Origin of the sequence: Bacillus sp. N447-1 (assembly GCF_022701035.1) — a bacterium.
Taxonomy (GTDB): domain Bacteria; phylum Bacillota; class Bacilli; order Bacillales; family Bacillaceae_G; genus Bacillus_A; species Bacillus_A cereus.
On record NZ_CP065509.1, the window covers coordinates 4,335,732 to 4,352,227 of the forward strand.

Sequence of the window (16,496 nt, forward strand, 5' to 3'; positions counted from 1 at the left end):
CGATGTGAGTCAAGAACAATTAGGAACAAGGAATTTTGTGCAGATTGGTTTGTTTGGTGGAATCTTTTGGGGCGGGATCTGGTATTTCCTTCATATATTTTCATTCACGGAGGCGGGACCGAATTATTTCCTTTTACCATTTGCGTTTGGAAGTTGGAAAGAGGGGGTATGGGGCAATGTGTTCGGAATAGTGTGTATGGGACTTCTTTCAATTTTGATTGCCTTTTTGTATAAAGCATTTTTTGTGAAGTTTGAAGGGATTATAGCGGGAATTATTTATGGGCTATTTTGGTGGGCACTACTGTTTTTGGGGATGGGTTTAATGGCTCCTGTTATTAAAAGTGCGCTCCATTTACCAAAAGAGACAATTGTGACGACAATATGTATTTTTATATTGTATGGTGTGTTTATAGCATATTCTGTTTCTTACGCAGTGAATAGCAATAAAGCAGAACAAGAAGGGCAAGAGAAGACGAACTATTCAAATAAGTAACTCCTATGTTAAAATATTGTATAGATATTTAATATTAAGGAGTTTTAAGAATATGAAAAAGTTACTCCTCGTAAACGGTCCTAACCTAAATCGCCTCGGTGTTCGTGAGGTAAATGTATATGGAAAGGGCACGCTAGCGACACTTGAAGCAGATATGAAGCAAGAAGCAGAAACAATGGGAGTGGAGTTAGAATGTTTCCAATCGAATCATGAAGGTGCCATTATCGACATTATTCATGAAGCGGAAGATATATATGAAGGGATCATTTTAAATCCGGGAGCATTTACGCATTATAGCTATGCGATTCGTGATGCCATTGCGAGCATTTCGATTCCTGTTATTGAAGTACATATTTCTAACATTCATCAGCGTGAATCGTTCCGTCATGAATCTGTGACGGCAGCTGTTTGTGCAGGTCAAATTGTAGGATTTGGTTTTTATGGCTATAAGTTAGCGTTATTTGCATTAATGGAGAAATTGAGGGAGGCATAAAGTAATGGAGAAAATTGAAAGATTACGAAGTGCATTTGATGAGGCTGGCATTGACGGTATTTTGTTAACAAATGAACATAGTCGTAGATATATGGCTAACTTCACAGGAACAGCAGGCGTTGTTCTTATTTCAAAAGATCGTGCTCAATTTATTACAGATTTCCGTTACGTCGAGCAGGCAAGTAAACAAGCGGTTGGATATGAGGTTGTACAGCACGCAGGATTGATCATTGATGAAGTGGCAAAGCAAGTGAAAGAGCTTGGAATTCAAAAACTTGGTTTTGAGCAAGATACTCTTACATATAGTTCTTATTCAGTGCATAAGGAAGCGATTGATGCTGAATTTATCCCGACTTCTGGACTTGTAGAAAAGTTACGCTTGATAAAGACTGATTCAGAGATTAAGATATTAAAGGAAGCTGCACAGATTGCAGATGCTGCCTTTGAGCATATTCTATCATTCATTCGCCCGGGAGTATCTGAAATTGAAGTGTCAAATGAACTTGAATTTTTCATGAGAAAACAAGGAGCAACATCTTCTTCGTTTGATATTATCGTTGCTTCAGGTCTTCGTTCGGCATTACCGCACGGCGTGGCATCTGAAAAAGTGATAGAAACAGGAGATTTCGTTACATTAGACTTCGGCGCTTATTACAAAGGATATTGTTCTGATATTACTCGTACGATTGCAGTCGGTGAACCATCTGATAAATTAAAAGAAATTTATAATATCGTTTTAGAAGCACAACTACGTGGTGTGAACGGTATTAAAGCTGGTTTAACAGGTCGCGAGGCTGATGCGCTAACGCGTGACTACATAACGGAAAAAGGATATGGTGAATACTTTGGACACTCTACTGGTCATGGAATAGGTCTTGAAATCCATGAAGCACCAGGTTTAGCGTTCCGTTCTGATACAGTACTTGAACCAGGTATGGCTGTAACAGTAGAGCCAGGTATTTATATTCCAGGTATTGGCGGCGTACGTATTGAAGATGATATCATTGTGACAAGTGAAGGTAATGAAGTAATTACGAAATCACCAAAAGAACTTATTATTTTGTAATACACAGGAGGATTTTTTTACATGATTTCAGTAAACGATTTTCGTACAGGTTTAACAATTTCAGTGGACAATGCCCTTTGGCAAGTACTTGATTTCCAACACGTAAAGCCAGGTAAAGGTGCTGCATTCGTTCGTTCTAAACTACGTAATCTTCGCACAGGTTCTGTTCAAGAGAAAACATTCCGTGCAGGTGAGAAAGTAGAAAAAGCACACATCGAAAACCGTCGTATGCAATACTTATACGCAAGCGGTGAGGCTCACGTATTTATGGATAACGGAACTTATGAGCAAATCGAACTTGGTGAAAAACAAATCGAGCGCGAGCTTAAATTCCTAAAAGAAAACATGGAAGTAGCAATTATGACTTACCAAGGCGAAGTACTTGGTGTTGAACTTCCAAACACAGTTGAATTACAAGTTACAGAAACAGAGCCTGGTATTAAAGGTGATACTGCTTCTAACGTAACAAAACCAGCTACATTAGAAACTGGTCTTGTTGTACAAGTACCAATCTTCATTAACGAAGGCGAAATGCTTATCATCAACACTGGTGAAGGTAAATACGTTTCTCGTGCATAGTAAAAAAACACTCGTGATAATTCACGAGTGTTTTTTTATAGGAAATAGGGTAGATAGTAAATAGCTGTTACTATAAAACTGACTAAAACAAGTGAAAGAGTACCCATAATAGATGGAGTCAAAACAATTTTAAATGGTTTTATTTCGCCAGTCTCAACGCCAGTTAATGTTTTGCTTATTGCGTGATCTGTAATGTTATTTCTATGGTTACTCATAATAATTAACCACATAATTGCAAATATTGCTAAACTACCAAGGAAAAAGGTCTCTATAAATGACCAACCGACTAATAATGAAAAAAGATAAATAAGAGCTAATTCTACTACAACGGTTAAACTAATTTTCAATGCCTTCATATTTTTCCTCCTCATTCTGTAATTTCAACCAGTTTAAAAAATTTTCACGTGACACGACATGCAGAGAGCAAGGTGACCTTACTTCTTTCTCTAGTGCAGCGTGTTCGTCTGGAAACTTGTTTTCCACATGCAATGAAATATAGGGTAGTTTTTCTTGTGCTTTTAGTGAGCGGATATTATTCGTTTTAGCACCAGCAAATACGTAGGAAAGTTGTAAGTCTAAAAAGGCGATTTTAAAGATTTCTTTTTTAGCAGCCTCGTTATAGCCTTTTCCCCAGTATGGATAGCCAATCCAACTACCAATGTGAGATTGCTTTTTTTCATTATTAATATGTTTAAGTGTGGTGAGGCCAATTATTTCATTTTCTTCATTCACAATCATTCTCGATAAGGATTTCTTTTGACGCTCTTCTTCTATTGCGAAAAGAAGAAATGTTTTCGTGTCTTCGATGTTTTCTACCGTTATCCCCAATGCATTTTTTATATGTGGATCACTTGATAGCTCGAAAATCACATTTGTATAGCATAAATCTAGTGGTAATAAAGTGATGTGCTGCATGGTTTAAACCCCTTTCAAACTAAATATACCATAATATACCATAAAATAATATGAATATTCAGATTCTAATTCAGACTTTAGAGAAAAATTATGTTTTTACTTCTGAAATAGACAACCTCTGCATATGGTTGTACAAATATATTCTTTTTTAGAATACGAAGTTAGTAACTGTTACGGGAGAAGGTGGAAGAATGAAACAGTGGCTAGCGGCAATGGAAACATCCGTGCTTGTTATGGGGGCACTTCGATTATTTTCAGGTAGTGCGGAGATATTTGCTGCTTTGCTTATGCTTTATGTGAATGATGCGAAGAAAGCGTTGTTTATAAATGGTATGTTGGCGTTTGTTGGACCTACCGTATTAATTTTAACAATGACAATTGGGATAGCGAGTGTAGCAAGTGAAATTTCTTTCTTGAAGCTCTTTTTTCTAGCGCTTGGAATTTGCTGTATTTTTATCGCATTACTGAAATAGTAAGTCGAGTATAGTGGGGAGAAGCCGATGAAAGAGGTATTAGAAGTTTTACCAAAAACGATGAAGTACTTAATTGAAGAATGTAAGCAATACGATGCTTTAGAGGAAATTCGTGTTCGAATTGGAAGGCCGCTAGAGTGTATTGCACACGGAAAGGTGTTTTTTTATGACTATATCACTACTGCAGAGGATGCTATTTACTTATTGAATAAATTAAGTCAATTCTCAATTTATACGATGGAAGAGGAATTAAAACGTGGGTATGTGACGCTTCGCGGGGGGCATAGAATCGGGTTAGCAGGAAAAGTCATTACAGAAAAAAGCGCAGTGAAAATGATTCGTGATGTCTCTTCCTTTAATATTCGTATTGCTCGTCAAAAAATAGGGATTGCTGAACCGCTTTTGCCATATTTGTATGAAAAAAGGTGGTTAAACACGATGGTAATTGGCCCTCCCCAAACGGGAAAAACGACACTTTTAAGAGATGTAGCACGTTGCATGAGTCAAGGGGTAAGTGCTTCGGAAATTCCTTCCTGTAAAGTGGGGATCGTTGATGAACGTTCAGAAATTGCTGGCTGTGTGAAAGGAATCCCGCAATATGATTTTGGTACCCGAGTCGATGTGTTAGACGCATGTCCAAAGGCAGAAGGAATGATGATGATGATTCGTTCTATGAGTCCTGATATTTTGATCGTAGATGAAATTGGCCGTAAAGAAGATAGTGAAGCAATTATGGAGGCAGTGCATGCAGGTGTTCAGCTTTTTATAAGCGCACACGGATTTTCCTATGAGGATGTTGTGAGACGTCCATCGCTCAAGGCAGTGCTAGAGCTTGGTATATTTGATAGGTTTGTGGAGTTGTCAAAAGCGAGGGGTCCAGGAACGGTTATGCAGGTGAAAGATAAATATGGAAAACCAGTGTTATCAAATAGAAAGGCTGAGGGCGTATGGTGAAAATATTTGGTGCAGTGTTAATCGTTGCGGTCAGCACCTTTTTCGGGTTTTCGTACGCTAAAAGATACAGTGAGAGGCCGAGGCAACTTAGGTTATTAAAATCAGCACTTCAATCATTAGAGGCAGAAATTATGTATGGACACACACCTTTATCTGAGGCTGCCGAGCGATTAGTTAAACAAATGCCAAAGCCATTAAATTGGATATTTCAAAGTTTCGCTAAAAAACTAGAAAGTGGAGAACAAACGGTAAGGGAAGCTTGGATAGATAGTTTGAAAGAGAATTGGAAGTTGACGGCTTTTCAACAAAACGAGTATGAAATACTGCAGCAATTTGGTGAAACGCTCGGGCAACATGATCGTGAATCACAACAAAAACATATTCGCTTATGTATTACACATTTGGAGAGAGAAGAAGAGGAAGCGAAAGCTTTACAACTGCAATACGAAAAAATGATTAAGAGCTTAGGGGTACTAGCAGGGCTACTAATTGTAATTTTACTGCTATAGGGGGGAGAAAGGCGATGTCCATTGATGTTGGATTAATATTTCAAATCGCCGGAATCGGCATTGTTTTAGCTTTCATTCATACTGTACTAAAAGAATTGAAGCGTGAGGATATTGCAAATTGGGTTATCCTTGTCGGTTTTGTCGTCATTTTATTTCATGTTGCATTTTTAATTAATACGCTATTCGACAAGATTAAAAGTGTCTTTCTCTTCCAGTAAAGGAGGCGGTTCGAATCGAAATTATACAAATTGTCGGATTAGGCCTCGTTGCTACGTTTTTAGCTGCTGTTTTGAACCAGCATAAATCTAGTATTACATCTTTATTTATTGTGTTCGTAGGTAGCGTGATGTTTCTAATTTTAATCGATCAAATTCATTCTATTTTACAAATGATTGAGAGAGTAGCGAGTGAAGCGAAAGTTAGTAACGTCTACGTGGAAACGTTACTAAAGATTATTGGAATTGCTTATATTGCCGAGTTTGGAGCTCAAATTACAAAAGATGCTGGTCAAGGTGCCATCGCTTCGAAAATTGAACTTGCTGGGAAAATCTTAATTCTCGTTATGGCAATTCCTATTTTGACGGTTGTAATTGAAACTATTCTCGGATTTTTACCGACGGGATAAGGGGGAGTGAATGTTGAGGAGGTTTGGAGCTAAGCTGCTATTTGCTTGCTTCCTTTTCTTTTCTTTACCGGTTGTTGTACAAGCTTCTCCTGTAGAAACAAACGTCGTTGATCAACAATTGGATAAGCTCGGAATTGAAGATGTGAAGCAATTTTGGGACGGGCTTGTTACAAAATATGGAGGCTATTTGCCAGAGAGTCAAAAAGGGAGTTTTATGGAGTTTGTAAAGGGAGAAAAAGAATTCTCTCTAAAAGAGTGGATGATAGGGTTATTAAAATATTTATTTCATGAGCTTGCAGCTAATGGAAAACTGCTTGGCACACTCATTATGCTCACAATCTTTAGTGCATTGTTGCAATCACTGCAATCCGCTTTTTCAAAAAGTAGTGTAAGTAAAATTGCTGATGCTGTTGTATATATGGTACTTATTATTTTTGCTTTAAATAGTTTTTATGTCGTTATGACATATGCAAGAGAAACGATACAAACAATGGTAGATTTCATATTAGCGCTATTGCCAATTTTATTGGCGCTTATAGCGACTGGTGGCGGGGTTGTATCTGTATCTTTCTTTCATCCGATTATCATTTTCTTAATGAATACAAGCGGGCTTCTTATGAATTATATCGTTCTACCGCTTTTATTACTGGCAACGATATTAAGTATTGTAAGTACAATGAGTGATCAATATAAAGTGACGAAATTGTCCAAGCTTCTGCAAAACGTTAGCGTTGGGATTATCGGTATTTTCTTAACGATTTTTTTAGGAGTATTATCTGTACAAGGAACAGCAACAGCCGTTGCTGATGGAATAGCTGTGAAAACTGCTAAATTTGTAACAGGGAACTTCATTCCAGTAGTCGGAAGGATGTTTACAGAAGCGGCAGATACTGTTATTAGCGCATCAGGATTATTGAAAAACACAGTCGGAATTATTGGGCTCGTCATTTTATGTTTAATTGTTGCTTTTCCAGCGATTCAAATTTTCTGTATCGCATTTATTTATAAATTCGCAGCAGCAGTATTGCAACCGGTTGGCGGCGGAGCAATTATTCAATGCTTAGACATTATTGGACGAAGCATCATTTACGTATTTGCTTGCTTAGCTATCGTATCATTTATGTTCTTTTTAAGTATTACAATTATTATTGCTGCGGGGAATATTACACTTATGATGCGGTAGGAGGTGAAGAGTATGCAATTTGTTACAGAGTGGATCAGAAATATTATCGTTTTTTTGCTCTTAGCGACAATGCTTCATCTTATTCTTCCAAATTCGAATTTGCAAAAATACGTTAAATTCGTTGTAAGTCTTTTGTTAGTCGTATTAATTTTAACACCCCTTTTTAAACTATTGCAGACAGATGTAAATGAAGTAATTGCAAATTTTAATGAAGAAAAGTACGTAGCAGAAGGATCTGTAAAAAATTCAATAGATTCGAAGAAAAAAGAAATACAAGCTCTAACACGTGCATATAGTTTAGAAGAGATGGCTACCAAAATGAAAAAAGAAGTAGGAAAAGAGTTTGAGAAACAGTATGGTATGTCAGTCTCTGAAATACAAATAGTCGCAGCGGAAAGCACAGCGGAAGTAAAGTCAGCGAAAGATATTCAATCTGTTGTTGTGACGTTAAAAGAAAAAGAACGTAGTAAAAATGATGCAATCGAAACAGTAAAACCAGTTGAAATTAACACGAAAGAACCACCGAAAAAAGTAGAGGAAACGAATGTAGAAATGAAAGACTTCTTTTCAAGCAGGTGGCAACTAGAGAATAAACAAATCCAAGTTCAAATGGAAGGGAGGACAGGTAGAGTAAATGGACAATAAAGATAAAAATTCGAAGTTCTCATTTTTTCGAAACTTATTGAATGGAGATGAAAAAGAAAGTAATGAGAAGGGAAGAAAGGTAACACCTAAGTTCTTACTTGTCCTACTCATACTTGGAATTTTGCTTATGTTTTCTAGTAGTTTTTTTTCAAGTAAAAAAGAAGAAGTACCTGTATTTAAAGAACAAAAAACTCAAAACCAGGAAAAAGATGTACCAACTTTTGGACAAAAAAATAATGATAATATGTCAAATGTAGAAAAATATGAAAAAGCGTATGAACAAGAATTAAAAACTGCTTTAGAAGAAATAGCAGGAGTAAAAGACGTAACGATTAAAGTGAATTTAGATTCATCTGAAGAAAAAATTTTAGAAAAAAATACAGTGAAACGCTCACAAACAACAGGTGAAACAGATAAAACAGGCGGTAAGAGAGAAGTAGAGGACGAGTCTCTTGATGAAAAGACTGTCATTATACGTGAAGGGGATAAAGAAACTCCTGTTGTTTTACGAACAGAGAAGCCGAAAGTACGTGGTGTTCTTGTCGTAGCAAAGGGAGTGGATAATATACAAGTTAAAGCAATGGTAAAAGAAGCTGTGATAAGGCTGCTAGATGTACCGGCCCATCGCGTTTCAGTTTCACCGAAAAATTGATAGGGAGGAAATAAAGTGTTAAAAAAACAAACAGTTTGGTTATTAACGATGTTAAGTTTAGTTGTTGTACTATCTGTGTATTACGTGACAACTCCTGACAAAATGAATACAGCATCGCCGGCAACAGGTGAAAAGATTGGACAAGAAAAACAAGGTACTGATAAAGCAGTAACAAACGAAGCGCCTAAAGAAACTCCGAAAAAAGAAAATACAAGCAAGGAAACAACAAATAAAGAAACAGACAAAAAAGAAAATGCAAAAAAAGAAACAAGTAAAAAAGAGGGCAATGTATCAGTTCAATCAAGTGATGAGAATTTCACAGCTTTACGTATGCAAATGGAAGATCAGCGTAGTGAACAAAAAGCAAAATTACAAGAAGTGATGAGTTCAACAAAAGCTTCAGCAACAGAAAAGAATAAAGCGAAAGAAAATTTTGATGCCATTACGACAATGGAAACGAAGCAAGAATTACTTGAGACAGTAATTAAATCTCAAGGAGGATATCCAGATGCTCTTGTAAGAGCTGATGGCACTGATATTAGAGTAACGGTTAAAGCGGCAAAACATTCACAGAAAGAAGCAAATAAAATTATTCAACTTGTAAGAAGTGAAGGCGGATCAAAAGATGTAGGTGTGAAATTTGATCCACCAGCGAAATAAGTGAAACTTTAATCCGTAGGGATTTCCCTGCGGATTATTATCTTTTACTAAGCAAAGGGTATGCAAATAGTAAAATAGAGTATGCAAGCAAGTAAATGTGTGAATAGAAAAAAGCTATCATTTTCGATAGCTTTTTTCTATGTCGTCTTTGTAATTATTTTTACTATGTTCAACTCGGAATGGAGAAACACGTTGTGAGTAAAAGATTAATGGTTCATGGTACTGATGATTACTTTTTCCGGATTTGACGTGGATGAAAAGAACGCATGCCCAAACGATTACGGCAGGTAAAAAGAGAATGAGCCATATCATATTTCCACACCTCAACACAATATATTTTCTACACTTTGAACATACTATTCTTATATGAAGGAATGATGAACGGCGTGTAAACAAAAAAATAATATTTGGTAAAAATATGTTATTGACTATAGTTGTGGTGAAGAGTGAGGAGGGAATGGCATGTTTGCTTTGTAACATTTTGCAAAAGTAGTGAATGTTTTTTAAGAAGTGGTCTTGCCAATTTCATGTGAAACTTGGTATTATTACTAGGTATTAAATTTTTATTGGAATAATATTTTTACAGGAATTTCGATTTATTATAAAGAAATATAAATTGGAATGTTTAAAAATTTATCGTAAGATGGAAATAGTAAATATTTCTATTAGTTAATGAAATATATTTTCTAATAGAGTACATCGTATTTTTACAGTCAATCTAGTTTTCGTGACGAGAATCTGTAAAAACGGGACAAACAAGAGTATGGGAGTGGATTTTACATGTTTAAAATTCAAGAAGTTCGTGAATTAATTAAATTAATTGATAGCTCTAATATTGATGAATTTGAATACAAAAAAGACGGTACAACAATCAAAATGAAAAAGCGTGGTAATGAAGTTGTTGCTGTGCAAGCACCTGCAGCAAAACAAGCTATGCAACCAGTAGCGCCTGTTGAAGTTGAAACGACAGTAGCAGCAGCGCAAGCAGAAGTGCCAAAACAAGAAGAGAAGAAGGTTGTTCAAAATGAAAACCTACATAAAATCACATCACCGATGGTAGGTACATTCTATTCTTCTTCTTCGCCTGATACACCTCCATATGTAAGTGTTGGGGATAGAGTATCGAAAGATTCTATCGTATGTATTGTCGAGGCTATGAAGTTATTTAACGAAATTGATGCTGATGTAGAGGGCGAAATTGTTGAAATTCTTGTTAATAACGGACAGCTTGTTGAATATGGACAACCGCTATTTCTTGTAAAAGCGTAATAAGGGAGTCTTTGTGATGATAAAAAAAGTATTAATAGCCAATCGTGGGGAAATTGCTGTACGAATTATTCGTGCTTGTAAAGAAATGGATATTGAAACAGTTGCAATTTATTCAGAAGCAGATAAAGAGTCACTTCACGTACAGATTGCAGACGAGGCGTATTGTGTAGGACCAACGATTTCGAAAGAAAGCTATTTAAATTTGACAAACATTATTAGCGTTGCGAAGTTAACAGGCTGCGATGCTATTCATCCGGGATACGGATTTTTAGCAGAGAATGCAGATTTCGCAGAGTTATGCCGTGAATGTAACTTGATTTTTATCGGTCCAAGTCCAGAAGCTATTTCAAAGATGGGCACAAAAGACGTTGCTCGTGATACAATGAAAGAAGCAGGGGTTCCGATTGTACCAGGTTCACAAGGGATTATTAAAAATACCGAAGAAGCGATTGAGCTTGCTAATCAAATTGGATATCCAGTTATTATTAAAGCGACTGCAGGTGGCGGTGGAAAAGGTATTCGTGTTGCACGCCATGAAGAAGAGCTTATAAAAGGAATTCAAATTACACAGCAAGAAGCTAGTACCGCTTTTGGGAACCCTGGTGTATACTTAGAAAAGTACGTTGAAGATTTCCGCCATGTTGAGATTCAAATAATGGCAGATACACACGGAAATGCCATTCATTTAGGAGAGCGTGATTGTACAATTCAGCGCCGTTTGCAAAAACTATTAGAAGAAAGTCCATCACCTGCACTTGATGAAGAGATTCGCAAGCAGATGGGTGAAGCGGCAGTTAAAGCGGCGGTAGCGGTTGATTATACAGGTGCTGGTACGGTTGAGTTTATTTATGAATATAAAACGAAAACCTTTTACTTCATGGAGATGAATACGAGAATTCAGGTTGAGCATCCGGTTACTGAAATGGTAACAGGAATGGACTTAATTAAAGAACAAATTCTTGTTGCTTCAGGAGAAAAGTTATCGTTACAGCAAGAAGAAGTACAATTTAATGGTTGGGCAATTGAATGTCGAATTAATGCGGAAAACCCTGCCAAAAAATTTATGCCATCTCCAGGTAAAGTAGAAATGTACTTACCACCAGGAGGATTTGGTATTCGCGTCGATTCAGCTGTATATCCGGGATATTCAATCCCACCTTTCTATGATTCGATGGTTGCTAAATTAATTGTTCACGGAAAAACACGTGAAGAGGCAATTGCAAAAATGAAGCGCGCACTTAGTGAATTTGTCATTGAAGGCGTACATACAACAATCCCGTTCCATTTGCAATTGCTAGATCATCCTGATTTTGTAAAAGGTGAGTTTAATACGAAATTTTTGGAAGAGCATGAACTTGTGACGCAGTGATACATTAAAGGAGGTTTTTTTCATGGCTGAACATATGTTAGATATGGGTCAAGATACAACTCTTGGTAAAGTAGAAATTGCACCAGAAGTAATTGAAGTAATTGCAGGTATTGCAGCTGCTGAAGTAGAAGGTGTAGCGGCAATGCGCGGTAATTTTGCTACAGATGTTGTTGAGAAGTTAGGTAAGAAAAATCATGGTAAAGGTGTAAAGGTTGAATTAGCAAACGAAGATATTATCGTTGACCTTTATGTTGTAATGTATTTTGGTGTAGCAATTCCAGTTGTTGCACAAAAGATTCAAGACAATATTCGCCAAGCACTCTTTACAATGACAGGACTTGAGCCAAAAGAAGTGAATGTTCACATCGTTGGCGTAACATTCGAAACACAAAAAACAGAAATCGAACCAGTGTAAGAATGAAAAGGTGCCTAGTAACATAGGCATCTTTTTTATCGTTTCATTTCTTCACAAATTACAACCCTCTAATTATTATACTATTTCAAAAAATAAGAAATAAACAAGAAAATGTGTCGTTTTTCCAAAAAACGTACATTGTGATAAGATATGGAACTTGAAGTTAATCTTTTTATTATTTTTCAGCCTTGTAACCCGTGTGTGAAACGATAAATTGTGTTATTATCATTGTATTATAAGGTTGGAAAATCAATGAAAACTGTAAGAGTAAGTGAATTGACGGCTTATAAATTATAATAATATAACAAAGTATAAGGAAAGACTTGAAGCATAAAGGAGAGTTACAATGAAACGTAGGACGGCTAGAGAAAGAGCAATGCAAGCATTATACCAAATGGATATTACAGGTGAATTAGAACCGAAAGTAGCAGTGGAAAACACGCTAGATGAAGGCGAAGAAACAAATGAGTTTCTAGAGTCACTTGTAGTAGGTTTTGTAGAAAATAAAGAAGCAATCGATGAAGCGATTCGTCAAAATTTAAAAAAGTGGAAGCTTGAGCGTATTAGTATTGTTGATCGCAGTATTTTACGTGTAGCTGTGTATGAAATGAAATACATGGAAGAAATTCCACACAACGTAACAATTAACGAAGCAATTGAAATTGCTAAAACATTTGGGGATGAGGAATCTCGTCGTTTTATTAACGGCGTTTTATCTAATATAAAAGATACACTGTAAATTCTTTAAGGGGGAATCTTAAAATGGTAGCAGTAATCATCAAAGGAAATGAAGTTGCGGAGAAAAAACGAGCACAATTAACAGAAGAAGTTGTGAAGTTGAAAGAGCAAGGTATTGTACCAGGATTAGCAGTTATTTTAGTTGGAGAAGATCCAGCATCTCGTTCTTATGTGAAAGGAAAAGAAAAAGGCTGTGAACAAGTAGGGATTTACTCAGAGCTAATTGAACTTCCTGAAACAATTACTGAGGAACGTTTGCTTGCTGAAATCGATCGCTTAAATGGCGATGACCGTATTAATGGCATATTAGTGCAATTACCTTTACCAAAACATATTGAAGAAAAAGCTATCATTGAAAGAATTTCACCAGAAAAGGATGTAGACGGATTTCACCCAATCAGCGTGGGACGTATGATGACGGGACAAGATACATTCCTTCCATGTACACCGCATGGTATTGTAGAATTAGTAAAAGAAACAAATCTTGATATTTCTGGAAAACATGTAGTAGTAATTGGAAGAAGTAATATTGTCGGTAAACCAGTGGGGCAATTGTTTTTAAATGAAAATGCCACTGTCACATATTGTCATTCTAAGACGCAAAATATGAAAGAGTTATCGAAGTTAGCTGATATTTTAATCGTAGCTGTTGGACGACCTAAAATGATAACAGCGGATTATATTAAAGAAGGGGCGGTTGTAATTGACGTTGGTGTTAACCGTTTAGAAACAGGAAAACTTTGTGGTGATGTTGACTTTGACAACGTGTTAGATGTTGCGGGTTACATTACACCTGTGCCAAAGGGTGTTGGTCCAATGACAATCACAATGCTTCTTCATAATACTGTTGAATCTGCCAAACGTGCAGGTGTCGTTTGTAAATAATTTGAGTCGGCTATGAGGAGAGAGAAATGGAGAAGCAATATTTAACCGTTACAGCGTTAACACGCTATATAAAAACAAAAATAGAATATGATCCGCATTTGCAGTCTGTTTGGTTAAAAGGTGAAATTTCCAACTTTAAAAATCATAGCCGTGGCCACATGTATTTTACATTGAAAGATGAAAATGCAAGAATCGCAGCGGTTATGTTTGCGGGCCATAATCGTAATATTAAATTCAAACCTGAAAATGGGATGAAGGTACTCGTGAAAGGAAAAATCTCTGTTTACGAGGCGAGTGGTTCTTATCAAATTTATATTCAAGACATGCAGCCTGACGGAGTCGGAAATTTACATTTAGCGTACGAACAGTTAAAAGTTCGTTTAGAAGAGGAAGGACTTTTTTCTCAAGTTTATAAAAAAGCGATTCCTCCTTACGCTAAAACAATAGGTGTGATTACGTCGCCAACAGGAGCAGCGATTCGTGATATTATAACAACGATTAAACGTCGTTATCCAATTGGGAATGTTATTGTATTTCCGGTACTTGTACAAGGGGAGTCAGCGGCTCCCTCGATTGTACAAGCGATTCGTACAGCGAATGAAATGGGAGAGATAGATGTACTAATCGTTGGTCGTGGTGGAGGTTCTATTGAGGAATTATGGGCTTTCAATGAGGAAATGGTTGCAAGAGCAATCTTTAAGAGTGAAATTCCTATTATTTCGGCAGTAGGCCATGAAACAGATTTTACAATTGCAGATTTTGTTGCAGATTTACGCGCGCCAACACCGACCGCAGCAGCTGAGTTGGCAGCACCTAACATTATAGAGTTACAAGAAAAGGTATTACAAAGAACTCTGAGATTGCAAAGAGCAATGAGAGAGTTAGTACATAAAAAAGAAGAAAAACTACAAGTGTTGCAAAAATCGTATGCGTTCCGTTATCCAAGACAAGTATATGAGCAAAAGGAAGAGCAATTAGATAGAGCGCTAGAACAGCTTGTTTTAGCGAAAGAGCGCTATATTGATAAAAAGGTGAATCAGTTAAAGCAACTTTCATTTTATTTAGAGAAGCACCACCCATCTCAAAAAATTATGCAAACGAAGGTAGCTGTGGAAACGTTGCAAAAGCAATTACAACGTGAAATGCAAACGTTACTTCAAACGAAAGAATTTGCCTTTGTAAGAGCTGCTCAAAAACTTGAAGCGTTAAGTCCGCTTAAAGTAATGATGAGAGGGTACGGGCTTGTATATGATGAAGAGAAGCAAGTGTTAAAAAGTGTGAAAGATGTAAGCCTTGGAGATGCTGTTTCAGTTCAATTACAAGATGGAATACTAGATTGTAGCGTATCAGGCATAGAGGAGCGTGAATTGAATAATGGAAAATAAATTAAGCTTTGAAGAGGCAATTTCGCAACTTGAGCATCTTGTTTCTAAGCTAGAACAAGGTGACGTACCTTTAGAAGAAGCGATTTCTTATTTTAAAGAAGGTATGGAATTATCTAAGCTTTGTGATGAGAAGTTGAAGAATGTACAAGAACAAATGGCAGTTATTCTTGGGGAAGATGGAGAGCTTGAACCGTTTACTGCTTTAGGAGATGAAGCATAGTGACGATTGCTTTTGATACTTTTTTGAAAGAAAGTAAAACTTTCGTAGAAGAAAAACTTGTAAGCTATGCAAATGGATTACAATGTCCAAATGTACTTCGTGAAGCGATGGCATATTCTTTGGAAGCGGGTGGAAAACGTCTCCGCCCGTTACTTTTGTTTGCAACATTACAAGCGTTTGGGAAAGAAAGAAATCTTGGAGTAGGTGCAGCTTGTGCTCTTGAAATGATTCATACATATTCGTTAGTTCATGATGATTTACCTTGTATGGATGATGATGATTTAAGAAGAGGAAAGCCCACAAATCACAAAGTATTTGGTGAAGCGATGGCAGTTTTAGCAGGAGATGGCTTATTGACATACGCTTTTCAAGTTATTATGGCATATGAGCAAAAAGAAATTTCTGCTGAAAAAAAAGTAAGACTTGTACTTGAACTCGCAAAAGCAGCAGGACCAGAAGGAATGGTTGGCGGACAAGTGGCAGATATGGAAGCGGAAGGGAAACGCCTTACGATTGATGAATTGGAGTACATCCATAAACATAAGACCGGAAAACTACTTGAATTTGCTGTACTTGCGGGTGCGATACTTTCTGATGCGACAGAAGAGCAAGAAGAAAAGTTGCTTACGTTTGCCAAATATATCGGTCTAGCTTTCCAAATTCGAGATGATATTTTAGATGTCGAAGGAACTGAAGAAGAGATTGGAAAACCGATTGGTAGTGATCTTTCTAATGAAAAGAGCACATATACGACGTTGTTTACTGTAGATAGAGCAAAGGCTATTTTAGAAGAAACAATTGCAGAAGCAAAAGGTGCGATTAGCTCCTTGCAATTACAAGATGAATATTTACTATCTATTTGCGATTTGATTGCAAAACGTAATAACTAATATAACAGCGTTTTCATTTGTTGAGTCATTCATCATTTTATGATATAAATGTAGGAAAAGGTTTTTCTTTTCTTGTTA

At 36.7% G+C, this 16,496-nt stretch carries 24 protein-coding genes; 21 read left to right on the forward strand and 3 right to left on the reverse strand.

All coding sequences use genetic code 11. The features are described from left to right. The first annotated feature begins 4 nt into the window (after positions 1–4). From IQ781_RS22105 to efp, 4 genes are read left to right on the forward strand one after another with little or no spacing between them, the layout of a single operon-like run. Entirely contained in the window at positions 5–493 is a 489-nt protein-coding gene (locus tag IQ781_RS22105) for a YqhR family membrane protein (protein ID WP_139846702.1), read from the forward strand. A 52-nt stretch (positions 494–545) separates the two neighbouring features. Next, entirely contained in the window at positions 546–986 is a 441-nt protein-coding gene (gene aroQ, locus IQ781_RS22110) for a type II 3-dehydroquinate dehydratase (RefSeq protein ID WP_000735140.1), read from the forward strand. Positions 987–990: 4 nt separating this feature from the next. After that, positions 991–2,052, forward strand: coding sequence for a Xaa-Pro dipeptidase (gene pepQ / locus IQ781_RS22115; protein WP_000411040.1), 1,062 nt, complete (start codon positions 991–993; stop codon positions 2,050–2,052). A 21-nt stretch (positions 2,053–2,073) separates the two neighbouring features. After that, positions 2,074–2,631 (forward strand): elongation factor P, encoded by a 558-nt coding sequence (gene efp, locus IQ781_RS22120; RefSeq protein WP_000626516.1) that lies wholly within the window; start codon positions 2,074–2,076, stop codon positions 2,629–2,631. 35 nt (positions 2,632–2,666) lie between these two features. On the opposite strand, the gene IQ781_RS22125 is transcribed toward efp, so the two are convergent. Both IQ781_RS22125 and IQ781_RS22130 read right to left on the reverse strand, forming a co-directional pair. Then, entirely contained in the window at positions 2,667–2,987 is a 321-nt protein-coding gene (locus tag IQ781_RS22125) for a hypothetical protein (RefSeq protein WP_000645569.1), read from the reverse strand. Further along, entirely contained in the window at positions 2,968–3,546 is a 579-nt protein-coding gene (locus IQ781_RS22130; protein WP_001163837.1) for a GNAT family N-acetyltransferase, read from the reverse strand. The genes IQ781_RS22125 and IQ781_RS22130 overlap by 20 nt, the downstream gene beginning before the upstream one ends. 191 nt (positions 3,547–3,737) lie before the next feature. Here IQ781_RS22130 and IQ781_RS22135 point away from each other — a divergent pair, with 191 nt between their 5' ends. From IQ781_RS22135 to IQ781_RS22175, 9 genes are read left to right on the forward strand one after another with little or no spacing between them, the layout of a single operon-like run. Next, positions 3,738–4,019: a YqhV family protein gene (locus IQ781_RS22135; RefSeq protein ID WP_000816050.1), complete on the forward strand. Its 282-nt coding sequence runs from the start codon at positions 3,738–3,740 to the stop codon at positions 4,017–4,019. A 27-nt stretch (positions 4,020–4,046) separates the two neighbouring features. Then, positions 4,047–4,973, forward strand: coding sequence for a stage III sporulation protein AA (gene spoIIIAA, locus IQ781_RS22140; RefSeq protein WP_000665905.1), 927 nt, complete (start codon positions 4,047–4,049; stop codon positions 4,971–4,973). Beyond that, positions 4,967–5,482: a stage III sporulation protein SpoIIIAB gene (gene spoIIIAB / locus IQ781_RS22145; RefSeq protein WP_139846703.1), complete on the forward strand. Its 516-nt coding sequence runs from the start codon at positions 4,967–4,969 to the stop codon at positions 5,480–5,482. Before spoIIIAA ends, spoIIIAB begins: the two co-directional genes overlap by 7 nt. A 14-nt stretch (positions 5,483–5,496) precedes the next feature. Further along, positions 5,497–5,700 (forward strand): stage III sporulation protein AC, encoded by a 204-nt coding sequence (spoIIIAC, locus tag IQ781_RS22150; RefSeq protein ID WP_000020914.1) that lies wholly within the window; start codon positions 5,497–5,499, stop codon positions 5,698–5,700. A gap of 23 nt (positions 5,701–5,723) precedes the next feature. Beyond that, on the forward strand, positions 5,724–6,107 hold the full coding sequence (gene spoIIIAD / locus IQ781_RS22155; protein WP_077393170.1) for a stage III sporulation protein AD: 384 nt from the start codon (positions 5,724–5,726) through the stop codon (positions 6,105–6,107). A 10-nt stretch (positions 6,108–6,117) separates the two neighbouring features. Beyond that, positions 6,118–7,290: a stage III sporulation protein AE gene (gene spoIIIAE, locus IQ781_RS22160; protein WP_000946110.1), complete on the forward strand. Its 1,173-nt coding sequence runs from the start codon at positions 6,118–6,120 to the stop codon at positions 7,288–7,290. Between the two features lie 12 nt (positions 7,291–7,302). After that, a complete protein-coding gene (gene spoIIIAF, locus IQ781_RS22165) occupies positions 7,303–7,935 on the forward strand; it encodes a stage III sporulation protein AF (RefSeq protein WP_001161052.1) in 633 nt (210 codons plus the stop codon). After that, complete coding sequence (spoIIIAG, locus tag IQ781_RS22170) at positions 7,925–8,587, forward strand: stage III sporulation protein AG (protein ID WP_000368880.1); 663 nt, start codon at positions 7,925–7,927, stop codon at positions 8,585–8,587. Before spoIIIAF ends, spoIIIAG begins: the two co-directional genes overlap by 11 nt. A gap of 15 nt (positions 8,588–8,602) precedes the next feature. Beyond that, entirely contained in the window at positions 8,603–9,247 is a 645-nt protein-coding gene (locus tag IQ781_RS22175) for a SpoIIIAH-like family protein (RefSeq protein WP_000914710.1), read from the forward strand. A gap of 117 nt (positions 9,248–9,364) precedes the next feature. On the opposite strand, the gene IQ781_RS22180 is transcribed toward IQ781_RS22175, so the two are convergent. After that, entirely contained in the window at positions 9,365–9,559 is a 195-nt protein-coding gene (locus IQ781_RS22180) for a hypothetical protein (protein ID WP_002179810.1), read from the reverse strand. A 468-nt stretch (positions 9,560–10,027) separates the two neighbouring features. On the opposite strand from IQ781_RS22180, the gene accB reads away from it, so the two are divergent. The 8 genes from accB (at position 10,028) to ispA (ending at position 16,418) form a co-directional block, all read left to right on the forward strand. Beyond that, a complete protein-coding gene (gene accB / locus IQ781_RS22185; protein WP_000472866.1) occupies positions 10,028–10,516 on the forward strand; it encodes an acetyl-CoA carboxylase biotin carboxyl carrier protein in 489 nt (162 codons plus the stop codon). A 16-nt stretch (positions 10,517–10,532) separates the two neighbouring features. Further along, positions 10,533–11,885 (forward strand): acetyl-CoA carboxylase biotin carboxylase subunit, encoded by a 1,353-nt coding sequence (accC, locus tag IQ781_RS22190; protein WP_000592871.1) that lies wholly within the window; start codon positions 10,533–10,535, stop codon positions 11,883–11,885. Between the two features lie 22 nt (positions 11,886–11,907). After that, positions 11,908–12,300 carry an Asp23/Gls24 family envelope stress response protein gene (locus IQ781_RS22195; protein ID WP_000807630.1) on the forward strand — a complete coding sequence of 131 codons (393 nt, stop codon included), beginning with the start codon at positions 11,908–11,910 and terminating at the stop codon, positions 12,298–12,300. Positions 12,301–12,646: 346 nt separating this feature from the next. After that, positions 12,647–13,039, forward strand: a complete 393-nt coding sequence (gene nusB / locus IQ781_RS22200) for a N utilization substance protein NusB (RefSeq protein ID WP_000830247.1) — start codon at positions 12,647–12,649, stop codon at positions 13,037–13,039. Positions 13,040–13,062: 23 nt separating this feature from the next. Then, positions 13,063–13,923, forward strand: coding sequence for a bifunctional methylenetetrahydrofolate dehydrogenase/methenyltetrahydrofolate cyclohydrolase FolD (gene folD / locus IQ781_RS22205; RefSeq protein WP_000226732.1), 861 nt, complete (start codon positions 13,063–13,065; stop codon positions 13,921–13,923). 26 nt (positions 13,924–13,949) lie between these two features. Then, positions 13,950–15,308 (forward strand): exodeoxyribonuclease VII large subunit, encoded by a 1,359-nt coding sequence (xseA, locus tag IQ781_RS22210; RefSeq protein ID WP_000415249.1) that lies wholly within the window; start codon positions 13,950–13,952, stop codon positions 15,306–15,308. Then, entirely contained in the window at positions 15,298–15,528 is a 231-nt protein-coding gene (gene xseB, locus IQ781_RS22215) for an exodeoxyribonuclease VII small subunit (RefSeq protein ID WP_000428423.1), read from the forward strand. Before xseA ends, xseB begins: the two co-directional genes overlap by 11 nt. Beyond that, positions 15,528–16,418 (forward strand): (2E,6E)-farnesyl diphosphate synthase, encoded by an 891-nt coding sequence (ispA, locus tag IQ781_RS22220; RefSeq protein WP_000150379.1) that lies wholly within the window; start codon positions 15,528–15,530, stop codon positions 16,416–16,418. Before xseB ends, ispA begins: the two co-directional genes overlap by 1 nt. Positions 16,419–16,496: the final 78 nt, after the last annotated feature.